This is a genomic window from Thauera humireducens (genome assembly GCF_001051995.2).
Taxonomy (GTDB): Bacteria; Pseudomonadota; Gammaproteobacteria; order Burkholderiales; family Rhodocyclaceae; genus Thauera; species Thauera humireducens.
This window is the reverse complement of sequence record NZ_CP014646.1, coordinates 2,747,422-2,762,449: the sequence shown is the minus strand read 5'-3', so window position 1 is coordinate 2,762,449 and position 15,028 is coordinate 2,747,422. Positions and strand designations below refer to the sequence as shown.

The following is a 15,028-nucleotide window of genomic DNA, read 5'->3' as shown; positions in this document are numbered from 1 at the left end:
GCGAAGGCGGCGCGGGCGTGGGGTGCCACCGTTGGACCGGTTCGCGCGCCTGCCTGTCTCCAGCGTTCGCGCTTACGGCCGCGCGATCGGCGATAATCCGTCCCCCAAACCGAGGACCCCGGATTCTACGCCATGTCTCCTCCGATCACCCTGATGGTGCAGGGCACCACCTCCGATGCCGGCAAGAGCACGCTGGTCGCCGGCCTTGCGCGTGCGCTGCGCCGCCGAGGTTTGCGCGTGGCGCCATTCAAGCCGCAGAACATGGCGCTGAACTCGGCCGTGACCGTCGATGGCGGCGAGATCGGCCGTGCCCAGGCGCTGCAGGCGCTTGCCGCCGGCGTCGAGCCCCACACTGACTTCAACCCGGTGCTGCTCAAGCCCTCGAGCGACATCGGCGCCCAGGTCATTATCCACGGCCGCGCCATCGCCAGCCTGTCGGCACGCGACTACCACGCCTACAAACCCACCGCGATGGCGGCGGTGATGCAGAGCTGGGATCGCCTGTGCGCGCAGTACGAGGCGGTACTGGTCGAAGGCGCGGGCAGCCCGGCCGAGATCAACCTGCGTGACCGCGACATCGCCAACATGGGCTTCGCCGAAGCGGCCGACGTGCCGGTGGTGCTGGTGGCGGACATCGACCGCGGCGGCGTGTTCGCCCATCTGGTCGGCACGCTCGAGTTGCTGTCACCCTCCGAGCAGGTGCGGGTGAAGGGCTTCGTCATCAACCGCTTCCGCGGCGACATCGGTCTGCTGCAGTCGGGCCTAGACTGGCTGGAGGCGCGCACCGGGCGCAAGGTGTTCGGCGTGCTGCCCTACCTGCACGGCCTGTTCCTGGATGCCGAGGACGCGCTGGCCGACGGCGCGGCCGACGTGAAGGCGGGCGAGGGCGCGCTGCGCGTGGTGGCGCCGGTGTACCCGCGCGTCTCCAACCATACCGACCTCGATGCGCTGCGCCTGCATCCGCAGGTCGATTTCCGCTGGGTCGGGCCGGGCCAGCCGATTCCGCCAGCCGACCTGATCGTGCTGCCGGGCTCGAAGAGCGTGCAGGCGGATCTGGCCTGGCTGCGCGCGCAGGGCTGGGAGGCGGCGATCCGCCGCCACCTGCGCTACGGCGGCAAGCTCGTCGGCATCTGCGGCGGCTTCCAGATGCTCGGCCGCAGCCTGGCCGACCCGCTCGGACTCGAGGGCGCGCCGGGCGCGCGTGGCGGCCTCGGCTGGCTCGACATGGAGACGGTGCTCGAGGCCGAGAAACAGCTCGTCAATGCGACCGGCCATCTCGATGCTGCGCTCGGCGGCGAAGCTGCGGTCGTGGCCGGCTACGAGATCCACATGGGCGTGTCGCGCGGCGCGGCGCTGCAGCGCCCGGCGCTGTGGCTGGCGTCGGGCGAGGGCCTGCGGGCTGACGGCGCCGTGTCCGACGATGGCCAGATCCTCGGCACCTACCTGCATGGTCTGTTCGATTCGCCCGACGCGCTGGCTGCCCTGCTGGACTGGGCCGGGCTGAAGAACGCCCACCGGGTCGATCTCGCTGCCCGCCGCGAGGCCGATCTCGACCGCCTGGCCGACGCGGTTGAAACCTATTGCGATCTCGACGCTCTGTTCGACAACCTCCTGCCCGCGAAATCGTCCCGATGAGCACCGACACCCCGCGCCTGCACGGCGCCGAAACCTCCCCGCTCGGCAAGCCGGTCGCCTACCGCGACACCTACGCGCCCGAACTGCTGTTCCCGATCGAGCGCCAGCTCAAGCGCGACGAGTTGGGCCTGAAACCCGAGGCGTTGCCCTTCGTCGGCGAGGACCTGTGGAACGCCTACGAGCTCTCCTGGCTCGATCCGCGCGGCAAGCCGGTCGTGGCGCTGGCGCGCTTCCGGGTGCCGGCGTCCTCGCCGCGGCTGATCGAGTCGAAGTCGCTGAAGCTCTACCTGAACGCCTTCAACCAGCAGCGTTGCGCCGATGCGGCCGAAGTGCAGGCGACGATCGCGCGCGACCTGTCGGCAGCGGCAGGTGCCGAGGTGGGGGTCGAGGTCGAGCCGCTCGCCCTGCGCCCGCAGCGTGCCTTCGGCTACCCGGACGGCGTCTGCCTCGACACGCTCGACATCGCCATCGATACCTACCAGCCCGCGCCCGAACTGCTGACAGCGGGAGGGACGGAGGTCAGCGAGACGCTGTATTCGCACCTGCTCAAGTCCAACTGCCTGGTTACCGGCCAGCCCGACTGGGGCATGCTGGTGGTGCGCTACTCCGGGCCTGCCATCGCGCGTGAGGGCCTGCTGCGCTACATCGTGTCCTTCCGCGAGCACAACGAGTTCCATGAGCAATGCGTCGAGCGTGTGTTCTGCGACGTGCTTGCGCGCTGCCGGCCGCGTGAGCTTGCGGTGTGGGCGCGCTACACCCGGCGCGGCGGACTCGACATCAACCCCTTCCGGGCGAGCCGTCCGGGGCTGCTGGCGGACGAGCGCATGGAGATCCGGCAGTGATCGACGCGCGTTTTTGACTTGTGTTAAGCCCATGACTTTTTTCACCATTTTTCGATCGAAAAAGGTGTTTCCGATCGTGTTCGCAAGTGGGAAAATGCGGGCCTCTGGTTTACCATCGGACCTGCCTCAAGCGGGCCATCACATCAACGAGGAAAGGAATATGAAACTGTTCGTCGCAGCCGCGGTTGCCGCGGGTCTTCTCTCGAGCGCTCCGGCTTTCGCCAGTGCGGACCTCGCCAAGGCCAAGAACTGCATGGCCTGTCACGCGGTGGACAAGAAGCTGGTCGGCCCGGCCTACAAGGACGTCGCTGCCAAGTACGCCGGCCAGGCCGACGCCGTCGCCAAGCTGGCGACCAAGGTGCAGAAGGGTGGCGTTGGCGCCTGGGGCCAGATCCCGATGCCTCCCAACCCGCAGGTCAACGACGCCGACGCCAAGACGCTGGTCGAGTGGATCCTGGCGCAGAAGTGATTTCGCGCACCGGGCCCGCATGACGGGCCCGAAACAGAAAGGCCGACACAGTGTCGGCCTTTTTTGTATGTCGAGCCGTTCGGACCCGACTCAATGCAGCGGGAACACCATGGACGGTTGCTGCAGCCACGAACGCACCTCGGCGGCGGGTGCTGGGCGGGCGAAGTAGTAGCCCTGCATGATGTCGCAGCCCAGCATTTGCAGCGCCTCGGCCTGTTCCGCCTGCTCGACGCCTTCGGCGACGATGTCGAGATCGAAACCGCGCGCAATGCCGGTGATCGCGGAAATGATCGGGTTGGTCATCGGACCTTCGAGGTCGCGCACGAAGCTGCGGTCGATCTTCAGCGTGCTGACGGGAAATTTCTGCAGGTAGGCCAGCGCCGAGTAGCCGGTGCCGAAGTCGTCGATCGCCACGCTGACGCCGGCCGCACGCAGCGCGCGCACCTTGGCGGCGACGCCGGCCGAGTCGTTCATCATCATGCTTTCGGTGATCTCCAGCTCGATCTGCCCGGCGGGTAGGTCGTGCCGTTCGAGGCATTCGGTGACCGAGCTGACGATGTCGCGCTTGTCGAAATCGAAAGGCGACAGGTTCACCGACATGCGCAGTTGGTCATGGCCTTCGTGGCGCCACTGCGCCAGCTGTGCGCAGGCCTGCTCCAGCACCCATGTGCTGATCTCGCCGATCAGGCCGAGTTCCTCGGCCACCTGGATGAAACCGGCCGGCCCGAGGCTGCCGAGCACCGGGTGGTTCCAGCGCAGCAGGGCCTCGAGGCCGACGATCCGGCGCTGGGCGAGGCTGACCTGGGGCTGGTAGTGCAGTTCGAATTCGGCGCGGCCGAGGGCGTCGCGGAGGTCGTTCTCGAGCGTGATGCGTTCGCGGTGATGCGTGTTCAGTGCCGGGTCGAAGAAGCGGAACGCGTTCTTGCCCGAGCGCTTGACCTGATACATCGCGATATCGGCATGCCGTGTCAGATCCTCGGCGGTGGCGCCGTCGCGCGGGAACAGCGAGATGCCGACGCTGACCGTGGCGCGGTACTCACCCTGGCTCAGCATGATCGGCGCAGCCAGGGCGTCGAGGATCTTGGCGGCGATGACTTCGGCGTCTTCCGGCGTGTTGATGTCGGGCAGCAGTACGGTGAATTCATCGCCCCCGAGTCGCGCCAGCGTGTCGCCGCGTCGCAGCGTGGCAGACAGCCTCGCGGCGATGGCGCGCAACAGGGTGTCGCCTTCGGCGTGGCCGTAGGTGTCGTTGACGAGCTTGAAGCGGTCGATGTCGACGAACATCACGGCCAGCGCCCCGGTGCGGCGTTGGGCCTGGGCGATGGCGAGTTCGAGCCGGTCCTTGAACAGCACGCGGTTGGGCAGGTGCGTGAGCTGGTCGTGATAGGCCTGGAACGAGATGATCTCCTCGGCACGCTTGCGCTCGGAGATGTCGCGCGCCACGCCATAGAGACCTGCCTTGCGTGGATCGGCGCCCTGCGCCTGCATCGGGATGCCGGTAAGCGAGACGGTCACGCTGTCGTCCTCGTGGGCTGCGCCGCGATTGCGGCGCAGCCGCAGTTCGACGTTGAAGCTCTCGCCGGGCAGGGCACTCGGCTGTGCCAGCAGGGTGCAGATGCGCTCGACATCCTCCGGCATCACCAGTGTGGTGAAGGGACGCCGCATGAGGCTGTTGCGCTCGTAGCCGAGCAGGGCTTTCACGCGTGGGTTGATGTAACTGAAGCGGCCTTCGGCATCGAGCGTGAAGATCAGGTCGGGCGAACTTTCCACCAGGTAGCGGTGCAGGCGTTCCGAGGCCTTCAGGCGCTGGCTCATGGCGCGGTTGGCCTTCTCGAGCGCGGCCTTGTGCAGGGCACTGTCGACAGCACGCTGAAGCTGGGCGACATGGTAGGGCTTGCGCACGTAGTCGTCGGCGCCGCGGCGCAGTGCGCCGATGGCGGCGTCGATGGCGTCCTCGCCGCTGATGATGATCACGGCCTCGTCGCGGCGGTGTTCGACCAGCCAGTCGAGCAGCGCCAGGCCGGTGGCGTCCGGCAGCCGGTAATCGAGAAGCACGAGGTCGTAGTGCTGGTGCTCGAGCTGCGAGATGGCCTCGGCGATGCTGCCGGTCTCGTCGAACGTGCGACCGGCATGAGCCAGGACGTGCGGGAAAGTACGCCGCAGCGCCGGATCGTCATCGACGATCAGGATGCGGAACACGGCTTCGCTGGCGCCTGCGTCTCGCGGGGGCCGGAAGGGTTGATCGCCCGGAATCGACATGTGGCGTCAGCGCTCGTCAGGAGGATTATTCGCAACGAGCATGATGCAACACTCAGAGGGAATGTTCCAGCGGCAGGAAAACCTGGAAACTGGTGCCGCTGCCCGGCTGGCTGCGGCACAGGATGGTCGCGTTCCACCGCGACAGGATTTCGCGCACGATCGACAGGCCCACGCCCTGGTGTCCGCCGCCCTTGCTGCTCGGGCGGGGCGAGAAGAGGTCAGCCATGCGGTCGGCGGGCAGGCCGGGACCGTTGTCCACAAGGCGGATCTCGACGCAGGATCTGCCGTCGACCGAGACCTGCGACGACACCGACACCACCAGGCGCTGGCCGGGCAGCAGCGCTTCGGAGGCGTTGCGGAACAGGTTGAGCAGCACCTGCTTCAGCGCCGATGGCGGAATGGCGGCGATCGGCACGCCTTTTGCGGCGCGCAGTTCGAGCTGGATGCCGTGCTGGTTGAAGAGCGCGTCGCCGTAGATCGAGCGCAGGTCCAGCAGCAGCTCGGGCACGCGGCAGCGGGCAGGCTCGACGGCCTCGACCGGCAGGTCGCCGGCGCTGCGCAGCAGGTTGTCGATGCGGTCGAGCTCGGTGTTGAGCAGCACCATCTCGTTTTGCAGCGGCGCGTCCTGCGGACGTTCGAGTCCGAGCATCTCGAGGCGGCTCTTGAGCACCGTCAGCGGGTTGGTGGCTTCGTGGGCGATCTTGCGCACATGCTCGCGGAAGCGTTGCTGGAGCATCGCCTCGCGATCGGCGAGCGCGTGCTGCTGGCGCAGGGCAGCGCGCAGGGCGCGGACGGCCGCCCCCAGCAGGGCCGCGTAGCGCCACTGCAGTTCGCTGCTCAGCTCGTCGTCCTGCTCGATGGCGATGAGCGCGACCGAAGGATGGCCATTGGCGGTCAGCGGCAGGCAGCAGAAACCGCGCCCGCCCAGCCAGCGGGCGACCTGCCAGTCGGCCAGGCTGCGGCCGGGGCGCCCGCCCTGTGGCGCGAACACGGTGACCTGTTCGCTGCGTGCGCACAGCGCGATGACGCTTGTTTCGTCGTCCAGGCGCAGGTGCAGTTCCTCGATCAATCCGGTGGGTGAGCCGGGCGGCATGCGCAGCATCGGCGCCAGCCGCCCGGCGCCATCTGCCGACAGCAGCACCGGCGCCGCAGGCAGGCCGAACAGGGGGCAGGCGATGGCCAGCCGATCCTCGATCTCCTCACGCTCGAGGTCGACGAAGGCGGCGGTCAGCAGGCCCAGCATGCCGGCGCTGCGATAGGGATCGTCGGCGAGGCTGGCCGGCGGCCGGGCCTCGAGCGCCGTGCTGCCCGTGGCGGGCGGCGGGTAGGCCGCATGGCCGGATACGATGTAGCCGATGTCGGTGCGCAGGCTGGTCAGCGTCGGTTCGGCCAGTCCGCACAAACGCGCAATCTCGCCGAGTCGCGCCTGCCAGTCGTCGTCGGCGAGGCGTTCCGCGGCAACGCTCAGGCGCAGCAGCGGATGCGCGCCCAGTAGTTGCTCTTCCATGGCCGTGCCCAGCTCGAGCGCATCGCCAAGGCTGGCGGGCAAGCCGCAGTCACGCACGAGATCTGCCAGGGGGCGCGTCGTTCGCCTGTCAGCCGAGGTGCCGCTTCGGCCGCGTGCGCCGGTGCCGAATCCGCGCCACAGGCCGGCAAGATAGGCCTCGTCGGGCCGGGCGTAGCCGGTTTCCATCGCCAGGTGGAGCGCGCATTCGGCCCGCAGCAGCGCGTGGTCGGGCGCGGCGCCGATTGCACTGGCGCGGCTGCCGAGTCCCAGCAGCCAGGCGCGGAGCAGGTCGCTGCCGATGCGTTCGAGGCGGCGACGCAACACGGTGTTGAGTCCGTCCGCCAGTTCGCCCTCGGCCAGTGGCTGCGCGACCAGCAGCGCCAGGCTCAGTGCCGGATCGCGCGCGACCACCAGCGCGACCTCGGGCCAGTTCGGCGAACTGGCCGACAGCAGGCGCAGGATCGTCGCGGCGCCGTCTGCGCGTGGCTGAAGCTCGAAGTGGCTGGGGACGGCAGGATGCATGAGGGCGACGGCCGCTAGTCGTACTGGATGACCGATTCTAGACGGCCGGGCGCGCGCGTGGCGTGATGCAGTTTGCGGTGGACGCCGCGCCGGACATCACGCCTGCAGGCTGTCGGCGAAGGCGAGCCCCGTCAGCAGGGCGCGGTTGATGCGATCGAAGGGCAGGTGCAGCGCTTCGGCCGCCTTGTTCAAGCCGGCGCCGTCGAAGGCCTCGCAGTGCTGCGCCAGGCGCAGGAAGGGGGCGAACTCGCCTTCGCCATGCACCAGCGCATCGGTCACGCTGGCGGGCAGGTTCATCTCGTCGAGCACGGCCTGCATCGAGGTGCCGAGCAGCAGGTGCAGCAGCGAGAAGGCGCCGGTGATGAACAGGTTGTCGCGTTCCGAGGCATCGAAGTAGCTGGTGCCGACCTCTTCCATGAAGCGGCCGCGGGCGATCGCGGTCTGCATCATCGATGGCGCGCTCGGGTCGCGGCTGGCCGTCACCAGCAGCAGCGACAGCCACTTGTTGAGCGCGTTGTAGCCGAGGATGCTGACCGCGTGGCGGAAGGACTGGATCTCGCACATCAGGCCGAAGCCGGCCGAGTTGATGTAGCGCAGCAGCTTGTACGACAGCGCCACGTCCTGCTTGAGCACGTTCTCGATGTCGCGGATCTCGGCGTTGTTGCGCACCAGGTTGAGCAGGCGGACGATCTGCGCGTGGCCGGGCGACAGTTCCTTGGCTGGCGGGTTGCCGTGCAGGAAGAACCAGCCCGAGGCGCCGTCGAAGCCCGCGCCCACCGCCTGGCGGAAGGCATTGACATCGGGCAGGCCCCAGGCCAGCTTCAGGCCGGGCGCACCCGCGGGCGCCATGCCGCGACGCACGTCGAGGATCGCGAAGCGCCAGTCGATGTCGGGCGGCAGGGCGGTGCCGGCGGCAAACCAGGTCAGGTTCATCGGCACCCCGCTGTCGCGCAGCCGGGGCATCAGCGCCTGGGTCTGCGGGTGGGCCAGGGTCTGGGCCGGGATCTCGATCGTCGTGTTGTCCGGGATCTTCCAGTCCATCAGCTCCAGCGTCGGTACCAGGCGGCCCAGGCTCACGAACACCGGATGGTGGGTCGGCCAGACGTCGCCGAGCGCGTTCAGCGTCTCGACGACCGCAGCCACGTTGGGACCATGCGCGATCAGGCGGTTGGCGGTGATCGCGCGATTCTTGTTCACCACGGGTTCGCGGGTCAGCAGGGTGGTCTGGCTCATGGAGGCTCCGGAGTCGGCGGCGGGTGACGCGTCAGATCAGTTCGTGGGCGGGGCGAAGGTGAAGGCGTCGGCGAAGAAGGCGTCGCCCGGCAGGCCGCGCTGGCCGCAGAAGTCCGTACGTGCAGCGTCGATCATGGCCGGCGCACCACAGGCATAGACCTCGTGGCCCGACAGATCGGCGAAGTCGTCGAGCGCCGCCTGATGAACCAGGCCGCGACGCCCTGCCCAGTCGGGGGCCCCAGGCGCGTCCGACAGCACCGGGATGTAGCGGAAGCCGGGCAGCGTGGCTTCCCAGCTGCGCGCCAGATCGTCCAGATACAGGCCGGCGCGGTCGCGTGCCCCCCAGTAGAGGGTGATCGGGCGCTTCAGGCCGATCGCGATGGCGTGCTCGACGATGCCCTTGATTGGCGCAAAGCCGGTGCCGCCCGCGACCATCACGATCGGGCGCGCCGAATCCTCGCGCAGCCAGAAGCTGCCGTGCGGACCTTCGAAACGCAGGATGTCCTTTTCCTTCATCGCCTCGAACACGTGGGCGGTGAACCTGCCGCCGTCGATGCGGCGTACATGCAGCTCGATATGGCCGCCGTCGTGCGGTGCGTTGGCGATCGAGAAGCTGCGGCGCTGGCCGTCGGCGAGCAGGATGTCGATGTACTGGCCGGCGCGGAACTGGAAGTTCTCGCTGGCGGGCAGCTTGAGGTCGATCAGCATCACGTCGTCGGCCAGACGCTGCAGCTTCTGTACGCGGCAGGGCAGCTTCTTGACCGGGATGTCGCCGGCGCGGGTGACGTTGCGCGCCTCCACGACCAGGTCGGACAACGGCTTGGCACAGCAGAACAGCGCATAGCCCTCGGCGCGGTCGGCGTCGCTCAGCGCCCCGGCGGAATACTTGCCGTACTCCACCGATCCGGTCAGGACCTTGCCCTTGCAGGCCCCGCAGGCGCCGTCGCGACAGCTGTGCGGCAGTAACAGGCCGGCGCCGAGCGCGGCCTCGAGCACGGTCTGGTCGGGAGCAGCGTCGAATTCGTGGCCGCCGGGCTGGAGGGAAATCCGGTAGGTCATGGTGCGTGTGATAATTACAAAATGAAAAGAATTCTGATCGTCGGCAGTGGCGACGTTGCCATCCGCTGCCTGCCCTGGCTGACGCGCCGCTTCCGCGTGTTCGCGCTGGTGCGCCGTCCCGAGGCCGCTGCGGACCTGCGTGCCGCCGGTGCGGTGCCGGTGCGGGCCGACCTCGACGACCGTCGCAGCCTGATGCGGCTGGCGGGGCTGGCAGACGCCGTGCTGCACTTGGCGCCACCGCCCTCGCAAGGGGCCGGAGATCCCCGCATGGCGCGGCTTCTGGCGGCGCTCGGAGCCGGCCGGAGTCTACCACAGGGCCTGATATACATAAGCACGACAGGGGTTTACGGCGACTGCGGCGGCGCGCTGGTCGACGAGACGCGGGCCTGCCGCGCCAGTACCGCGCGTGCGCAGCGTCGTGTCGATGCCGAGCGTCGCCTGCGCGATTTCGGCCGCCGCAGCGGCGTGCGCGTCGCCATCCTGCGTGCGCCGGGCATCTATGCCGCCGACCGCCTGCCGCTCGACCGCCTGCAGCGGGGCGATCCGGTGCTGACCGACGACGACGACGTGTTCACCAACCACATCCATGCCGAGGATCTGGCGCGGCTCGCCTGCCTGGCCCTGTTTCGCGCGCCGGCGGGGCGGGTGTACAACGCCACCGACGATTCCGACCTGAAGATGGGCGACTACTTCGACGCCGTGGCCGATGCCTTCGGCCTGCCGCGTCCGCCGCGGCTGCCCCGCGGCGAGATCGCGCAGCGCCTGTCGCCGCTGACGCTGTCCTTCATGAGCGAATCCCGCCGGCTGGACAATCGTCGCCTCAAGCGGGAACTGTGCGCCGGACTGGGCTATCCGACGATTGCCGACGGACTGCGCGACGCAGTGCGCCGCAATGGCTGAACCCGCGGGCCGTCGTGCTTCGGCACGCTGCGCGGCCCTCGTATCCCTCCATCCTCCGACCGACATTCAGAGCGTTTTCCTATCGACATGCTGACCCTCAAGGCCCTTCACATCATCTTCGTCGTGAGCTGGTTCGCCGGCCTTTTCTACCTGCCGCGCCTGTTCGTCAACCACGCCATGGTCGAGGACGCCGCCACACGCGAGCGCCTTGCGATGATGGAAATGAAGCTCTATCGCTTCATGACTCCGCTCGGCATCCTGGCCGTGGTGTTCGGCTTCTGGCTGTGGTTCGGCTACGGCTTCGCCGGTGGCTGGCTGCATGCCAAGACCCTGCTGGTCATCTTCCTGATCGGTTATCACCTCTATTGCGGCCGATTGCTGCGCGACTTTGCGGCCGGGCGCAACACCCGCAGCCATGTGTGGTTCCGTGTGTTCAACGAAGTGCCGGTGATCGTGCTGGCCGTGGTGGTCTTCCTCGTCGTGCTGAAACCCTTCTGATCCATGGTCCGCGGAGGAGACGACATGCCGCAGCAGACGGCAACGGGCATGGAAAGACCGGTGGATCTGGCCGAGTACAACTGGCAGGCCCATTCGGTGCTGGTGGTCGATGACGAGGAGGGCATGCGCAACTTCCTCGAGCGCACGCTCGCCCGGCGTTGCGGCATGGTGCAGGCCGCGGCCGACGCCGAGCATGCCGCCGAGCTGATGGCGCGGCTGCATTTCGATCTGCTGATCCTCGACATCGCGCTGCCGGGCAAGTCGGGCATCGAGTGGCTGCACGAACTGCGCGAGCACGGCTATACCGGCGACGTCATCCTGGTCACCGCCTTCGCCGACATGGAGACTGCCATCGATGCGCTGCGTGGCGGCGCGTCCGACTTCATCCTCAAGCCCTTCCGCGTCGACCAGATCCTCAATTCGATCAAGCGCTGCTTCGAGCGCGCCCGCCTGGCACGCGAGAACTTCGTGCTGCGGCGCGAACTGGCTGGCCTCGCGGCCGACCCCATCGGCCTGGTCGGTCACTCGCCGGCGATCGAACAGTTGCGCGGCCTCGTGCGGCGCGTCGGACAGATGCCCAGCACCGTGCTGCTGCTGGGCGAATCGGGCACCGGCAAGGAGGTCGTGGCGCGTGCGCTGCACCAGACCAGCCCGCGCGCCCAGCGCCCCTTCGTGCCGCTGAACTGCGCGGCGATCTCGTCCGAGCTGATCGAAAGCGAGCTGTTCGGCCACGTGAAGGGCGCCTTCACCGGCGCCACCGAGACCCGCAACGGCCTGTTCTACTACGCCCACGGTGGCACGCTGTTCCTCGACGAGATCAGTGACCTGCCGCTGGCGATGCAGACGCGGCTGCTGCGCGTGCTGGAAGAGCGCAGGCTGCGCCCGGTCGGATCCGAGCGCGAGGTGCCGGTGGATGTGCGCATCATCGCCGCCTCCAACCGCGATCTCGCGGCGGAGGTGAGGGCCGGCCGTTTCCGCCAGGACCTGTACTACCGCCTCGCGGTCGTGGATATCCGCATGCCGCCGCTGCGCGAACGGCGCGAGGACATCCCGGACCTGATGCGCCACTTCATGCAGCAACTGTCGGTGCAGCTGGGCGTCGCGCCCCTGCCGCTGTCGCATGAAGTGGTGAGCCGGCTGGCCGCCTACCCCTGGCCCGGCAACGTGCGCGAGTTGCGCAACTACGTCGAGCGCTCGATGATCCTCGGCAGCTTCCCGTCCGAGCCGGTGTCCGGCGCCGACGTGGCGCCGCTCCCGGCCGACGAGCTGGGGCTGAGCCTGGCCGAGGTCGAGCGCCGTCACATCGAGCGCGTCACCGAGGCCTGTGGCGGCAACAAGACCGAGGCTGCACGCCGGCTCGGCGTATCGCGCAAGACACTCGAGCGCAAGTTCGCCGAGTGGAGCGAGGCTGCCGTCGCCGACGCGCTGGAGCGCCGCGCCTGAGGGCGCGGCCTCCCGGTTCCTGCATGCCGCGCAGCCGATGACTCCGCCCCGTCCCCCCGCGCTCTCGCCACTCAGCTGGCGCAACCCGCTTGCCGCGCTGCGCGCGTCGGTGCGCGCCAAGCTGCTGTTCCTGGTGCTGGCGCCGCTGATGCTCGGCTTCCCGATCATCATGGGGCTGACCTGGTACTGGGGCGAGACCTACTACCACCGCCTGATGGTGTCCAAGGTCGGCAGCGACATGTCGACCGCGCACGGCTATTTCGAGCGTGTCATCGACAACGTGGGCATGCGCGTGACCGGGCTGGCGAATTCGCACGAACTGGCGCTGGCACTGCAACTCGAGATGCTCGACGCGGTGCTGAAGGCGCGCCGCGCCGAGCACGCCCTCGATTTCCTCAACCTGCTCGATGTCAGCGGCCGTGTGCTGCAGTCTTCCGGCAACCTCGCCCCGGGCAGCGACCGCATGGGGTGGCCGGTGGTGGCGCAGGCGATCCGCTCGGGTAGCGACAGCGTCATCGACCTGTTCTCCGCGGATGAGCTCGGTGCCCTGTCGCCCGCCCTGCGCGAGCGCGCCCGCCTGACGCTGATCGACACGCCGCGCGCGGTGCAGGACGGGCGCCGGGTCGAGGAGCGCGGCATGGTCATCCATGCCGCTGCGCCGGTGCGCGATGCCCGCGGCAACCTGGTCGCGGTGCTCGAGGGCGGCGTGCTGCTCAACGGCAACCTCGATTTCGTCGACAATATCAACGCCATCGTCTATCGCGAGGGCACGCTGCCGCTGGGCGGCAAGGGCACGGCCACGCTGTTCCTCGGCGATGCGCGCATCGCCACCAACGTGCGCCTGTTCGAGGGCGAGCGTGCGCTCGGCACGCGCGCCTCGCAGGTCGTGCGCGACCACGTGTTGCGCGACGGCCGCACCTGGCTGGAAACCGCCTTCGTGGTCAATGACTGGTATGTCTCCGGCTACGAGCCGGTGGTCGACAGCCTCGGCGAACGCGTCGGCATGCTCTACGTCGGCTTCCAGGAAGCCCCCTATCGCGTCGCGAAGTACGTGGCGCTGGCGGTGGTGGCGACGATCTCGCTGATCATCAGCGGGCTTGGTGCCTTGTGGACGCTGCACTGGGCGCGCAGCGTCTTCCGCCCGATCGAGCGCATGCACGCCACCATCGGCAGCATCGAGGCGGGCGACGCCACGGCGCGCGTCGGCCGCATCGACAGCCGCGACGAACTCGGGCGGCTGGCGACCGAGTTCGACCGCCTGCTCGACAGCCAGGCCGCGCAGCGTGCCGAGCTGCAGTCGCTCAACGCCTCGCTCGACCGCAAGGTGGCCGAGCGCACCGCCGACCTCGCCGCCGCCAACGCGGAATTGCGCGCCGCGCAACGTCAGCTGGTGATGCGCGAGAAGCTCGCCGCCATCGGCGAGCTGACGGCCGGCGTCGCGCACGAGATCAGCAACCCCACCGCCGTCATCCAAGGCAACCTGGACCTGATGCGCGAGGAACTCGGCGCTGCGGCACAGCCGGTCGCCAACGAAATGCGGCTGATCCACGAGCAGGTCAACCGCATTCGCGTCATCGTCACCAAGCTGCTGCAGTTTGCCCGGCCGGGCGAGTTCGCCGGCTACGTCGAGGCGGTGGACGTCAATGCCGCCGTGGCCGATTGCCTGGTGCTGACGCGCCAGCACCTCGCGCGCGCCGAGGTGAAGGTGGTGCAGCAATTACTGGCGCGCGAGCGGGTGCAGATCAACCTGCAGGAACTGCAGCAGGTGCTCATCAACCTCATCGTCAATGCCGTGCAGGCCATGCCCGGGGGCGGTACCCTCACGCTCGAGACGGCCGACCGCGACCCGGCGACGGACGCCCGCGGCGTGCGCATTACCGTGCGCGATACCGGCAGCGGCATCCGCGGCGAGGACCTGGCGCGCATCTTCGACCCCTTCTTCACCACCAAGAAGCGGCAGGGCACCGGGCTGGGCCTGTCGATCAGCCACACGCTGGTCGAGCGCTACGGCGGCCGCATCGAGGTCGAAAGTGCCCCCGGCCTCGGTGCGACCTTCACCGTCAGCCTGCTGGCCGAACCGGTCTATCGCAACGACACCGCCCCGGACGGCCGGGGCGCCGACGACTCAACGGACGCACACGCAACATGAAAGTGATGGGTTTTGCCGGCTGGTCCGGCAGTGGCAAGACGACACTGGTCGAACAGGTCATCGGCGTGCTGACGGCGCGCAGCTACGTGGTCTCGCTGGTGAAGCACGCACACCACAGCTTCGACATCGACCACGCCGGCAAGGACTCCTGGCGCCACCGTCAGGCCGGCTGCCGCGAGGTCATGATCAGCTCCGATCAGCGCTGGTCGCTCACGCGAGAACTGCGCGGCGAGCCCGAGGCCACGCTCGACGAACTGCTCGATCAGCTCGGCCCGTGTGACGTGGTGCTCGTCGAAGGTTTCAAGCGCGCCGAAATCCCTAAGATCGAGGTCCATCGCGCCGTGGTGACCGAAGCGCTGCTGTTCCCGGAGGATGGCCGCATCGTCGCAGTGGCGACGGACACCGAGGTGCCCACCACCCTGCCCACGCTGGACATCAACGATCCAGAGGCGGTGGCGGATTTCGTGGTGGGGTATCTGGCCCTGTGAATTACAGGTTCGGGGCTGGTGGTT

The 15,028-nt window shown here is 68.6% G+C and carries 12 protein-coding genes; 8 read left to right on the top strand and 4 right to left on the bottom strand.

Annotated features, from left to right (window positions below; translation table 11 throughout):
- The first annotated feature begins 132 nt into the window (after positions 1-132).
- The 3 genes from AC731_RS12970 (at position 133) to AC731_RS12960 (ending at position 2,946) form a co-directional block, all read left to right on the top strand.
- Positions 133-1,635 (top strand): cobyric acid synthase, encoded by a 1,503-nt coding sequence (locus tag AC731_RS12970; RefSeq protein WP_048706663.1) that lies wholly within the window; start codon positions 133-135, stop codon positions 1,633-1,635.
- Positions 1,632-2,477 carry an NADPH-dependent 7-cyano-7-deazaguanine reductase QueF gene (gene queF, locus AC731_RS12965; protein WP_048706660.1) on the top strand — a complete coding sequence of 282 codons (846 nt, stop codon included), beginning with the start codon at positions 1,632-1,634 and terminating at the stop codon, positions 2,475-2,477. Before AC731_RS12970 ends, queF begins: the two co-directional genes overlap by 4 nt.
- 160 nt (positions 2,478-2,637) lie before the next feature.
- Positions 2,638-2,946, top strand: a complete 309-nt coding sequence (locus AC731_RS12960; protein ID WP_048706658.1) for a c-type cytochrome — start codon at positions 2,638-2,640, stop codon at positions 2,944-2,946.
- 90 nt (positions 2,947-3,036) lie between these two features.
- Here AC731_RS12960 and AC731_RS12955 read toward each other — a convergent pair whose 3' ends face one another.
- From AC731_RS12955 to AC731_RS12940, 4 genes are all read right to left on the bottom strand, one after another.
- A complete protein-coding gene (locus AC731_RS12955) occupies positions 3,037-5,205 on the bottom strand; it encodes an EAL domain-containing response regulator (protein ID WP_004291543.1) in 2,169 nt (722 codons plus the stop codon).
- 52 nt (positions 5,206-5,257) lie between these two features.
- Complete coding sequence (locus tag AC731_RS12950; RefSeq protein ID WP_048706654.1) at positions 5,258-7,234, bottom strand: ATP-binding protein; 1,977 nt, start codon at positions 7,232-7,234, stop codon at positions 5,258-5,260.
- 96 nt (positions 7,235-7,330) lie between these two features.
- Positions 7,331-8,467 carry an EAL and HDOD domain-containing protein gene (locus AC731_RS12945; RefSeq protein WP_048706652.1) on the bottom strand — a complete coding sequence of 379 codons (1,137 nt, stop codon included), beginning with the start codon at positions 8,465-8,467 and terminating at the stop codon, positions 7,331-7,333.
- A gap of 36 nt (positions 8,468-8,503) precedes the next feature.
- Positions 8,504-9,526, bottom strand: coding sequence for a CDP-6-deoxy-delta-3,4-glucoseen reductase (locus tag AC731_RS12940; RefSeq protein ID WP_048706649.1), 1,023 nt, complete (start codon positions 9,524-9,526; stop codon positions 8,504-8,506).
- A 21-nt stretch (positions 9,527-9,547) separates the two neighbouring features.
- On the opposite strand from AC731_RS12940, the gene AC731_RS12935 reads away from it, so the two are divergent.
- From AC731_RS12935 to mobB, 5 genes are all read left to right on the top strand, one after another.
- Positions 9,548-10,426 carry an SDR family oxidoreductase gene (locus AC731_RS12935; protein ID WP_048706647.1) on the top strand — a complete coding sequence of 293 codons (879 nt, stop codon included), beginning with the start codon at positions 9,548-9,550 and terminating at the stop codon, positions 10,424-10,426.
- A gap of 87 nt (positions 10,427-10,513) precedes the next feature.
- Positions 10,514-10,924, top strand: coding sequence for a CopD family protein (locus AC731_RS12930; protein WP_004291552.1), 411 nt, complete (start codon positions 10,514-10,516; stop codon positions 10,922-10,924).
- 24 nt (positions 10,925-10,948) lie between these two features.
- Positions 10,949-12,367 (top strand): sigma-54-dependent transcriptional regulator, encoded by a 1,419-nt coding sequence (locus tag AC731_RS12925; RefSeq protein ID WP_048706644.1) that lies wholly within the window; start codon positions 10,949-10,951, stop codon positions 12,365-12,367.
- Between the two features lie 37 nt (positions 12,368-12,404).
- Complete coding sequence (locus AC731_RS12920; protein WP_048706643.1) at positions 12,405-14,516, top strand: sensor histidine kinase; 2,112 nt, start codon at positions 12,405-12,407, stop codon at positions 14,514-14,516.
- Positions 14,513-15,004 (top strand): molybdopterin-guanine dinucleotide biosynthesis protein B, encoded by a 492-nt coding sequence (gene mobB, locus AC731_RS12915; RefSeq protein WP_048706640.1) that lies wholly within the window; start codon positions 14,513-14,515, stop codon positions 15,002-15,004. Before AC731_RS12920 ends, mobB begins: the two co-directional genes overlap by 4 nt.
- The last annotated feature ends 24 nt before the right edge of the window (positions 15,005-15,028 follow it).

Coding starts and splice junctions, on each gene's coding strand:
- AC731_RS12970 (WP_048706663.1), top strand. CDS start 133: ATGTCTCCTCCGATCACCCTGATGGTGCAGGGCACCACCTCCGATGCC.
- queF (WP_048706660.1), top strand. CDS start 1,632: ATGAGCACCGACACCCCGCGCCTGCACGGCGCCGAAACCTCCCCGCTC.
- AC731_RS12960 (WP_048706658.1), top strand. CDS start 2,638: ATGAAACTGTTCGTCGCAGCCGCGGTTGCCGCGGGTCTTCTCTCGAGC.
- AC731_RS12955 (WP_004291543.1), bottom strand. CDS start 5,205: ATGTCGATTCCGGGCGATCAACCCTTCCGGCCCCCGCGAGACGCAGGC.
- AC731_RS12950 (WP_048706654.1), bottom strand. CDS start 7,234: ATGCATCCTGCCGTCCCCAGCCACTTCGAGCTTCAGCCACGCGCAGAC.
- AC731_RS12945 (WP_048706652.1), bottom strand. CDS start 8,467: ATGAGCCAGACCACCCTGCTGACCCGCGAACCCGTGGTGAACAAGAAT.
- AC731_RS12940 (WP_048706649.1), bottom strand. CDS start 9,526: ATGACCTACCGGATTTCCCTCCAGCCCGGCGGCCACGAATTCGACGCT.
- AC731_RS12935 (WP_048706647.1), top strand. CDS start 9,548: ATGAAAAGAATTCTGATCGTCGGCAGTGGCGACGTTGCCATCCGCTGC.
- AC731_RS12930 (WP_004291552.1), top strand. CDS start 10,514: ATGCTGACCCTCAAGGCCCTTCACATCATCTTCGTCGTGAGCTGGTTC.
- AC731_RS12925 (WP_048706644.1), top strand. CDS start 10,949: ATGCCGCAGCAGACGGCAACGGGCATGGAAAGACCGGTGGATCTGGCC.
- AC731_RS12920 (WP_048706643.1), top strand. CDS start 12,405: ATGACTCCGCCCCGTCCCCCCGCGCTCTCGCCACTCAGCTGGCGCAAC.
- mobB (WP_048706640.1), top strand. CDS start 14,513: ATGAAAGTGATGGGTTTTGCCGGCTGGTCCGGCAGTGGCAAGACGACA.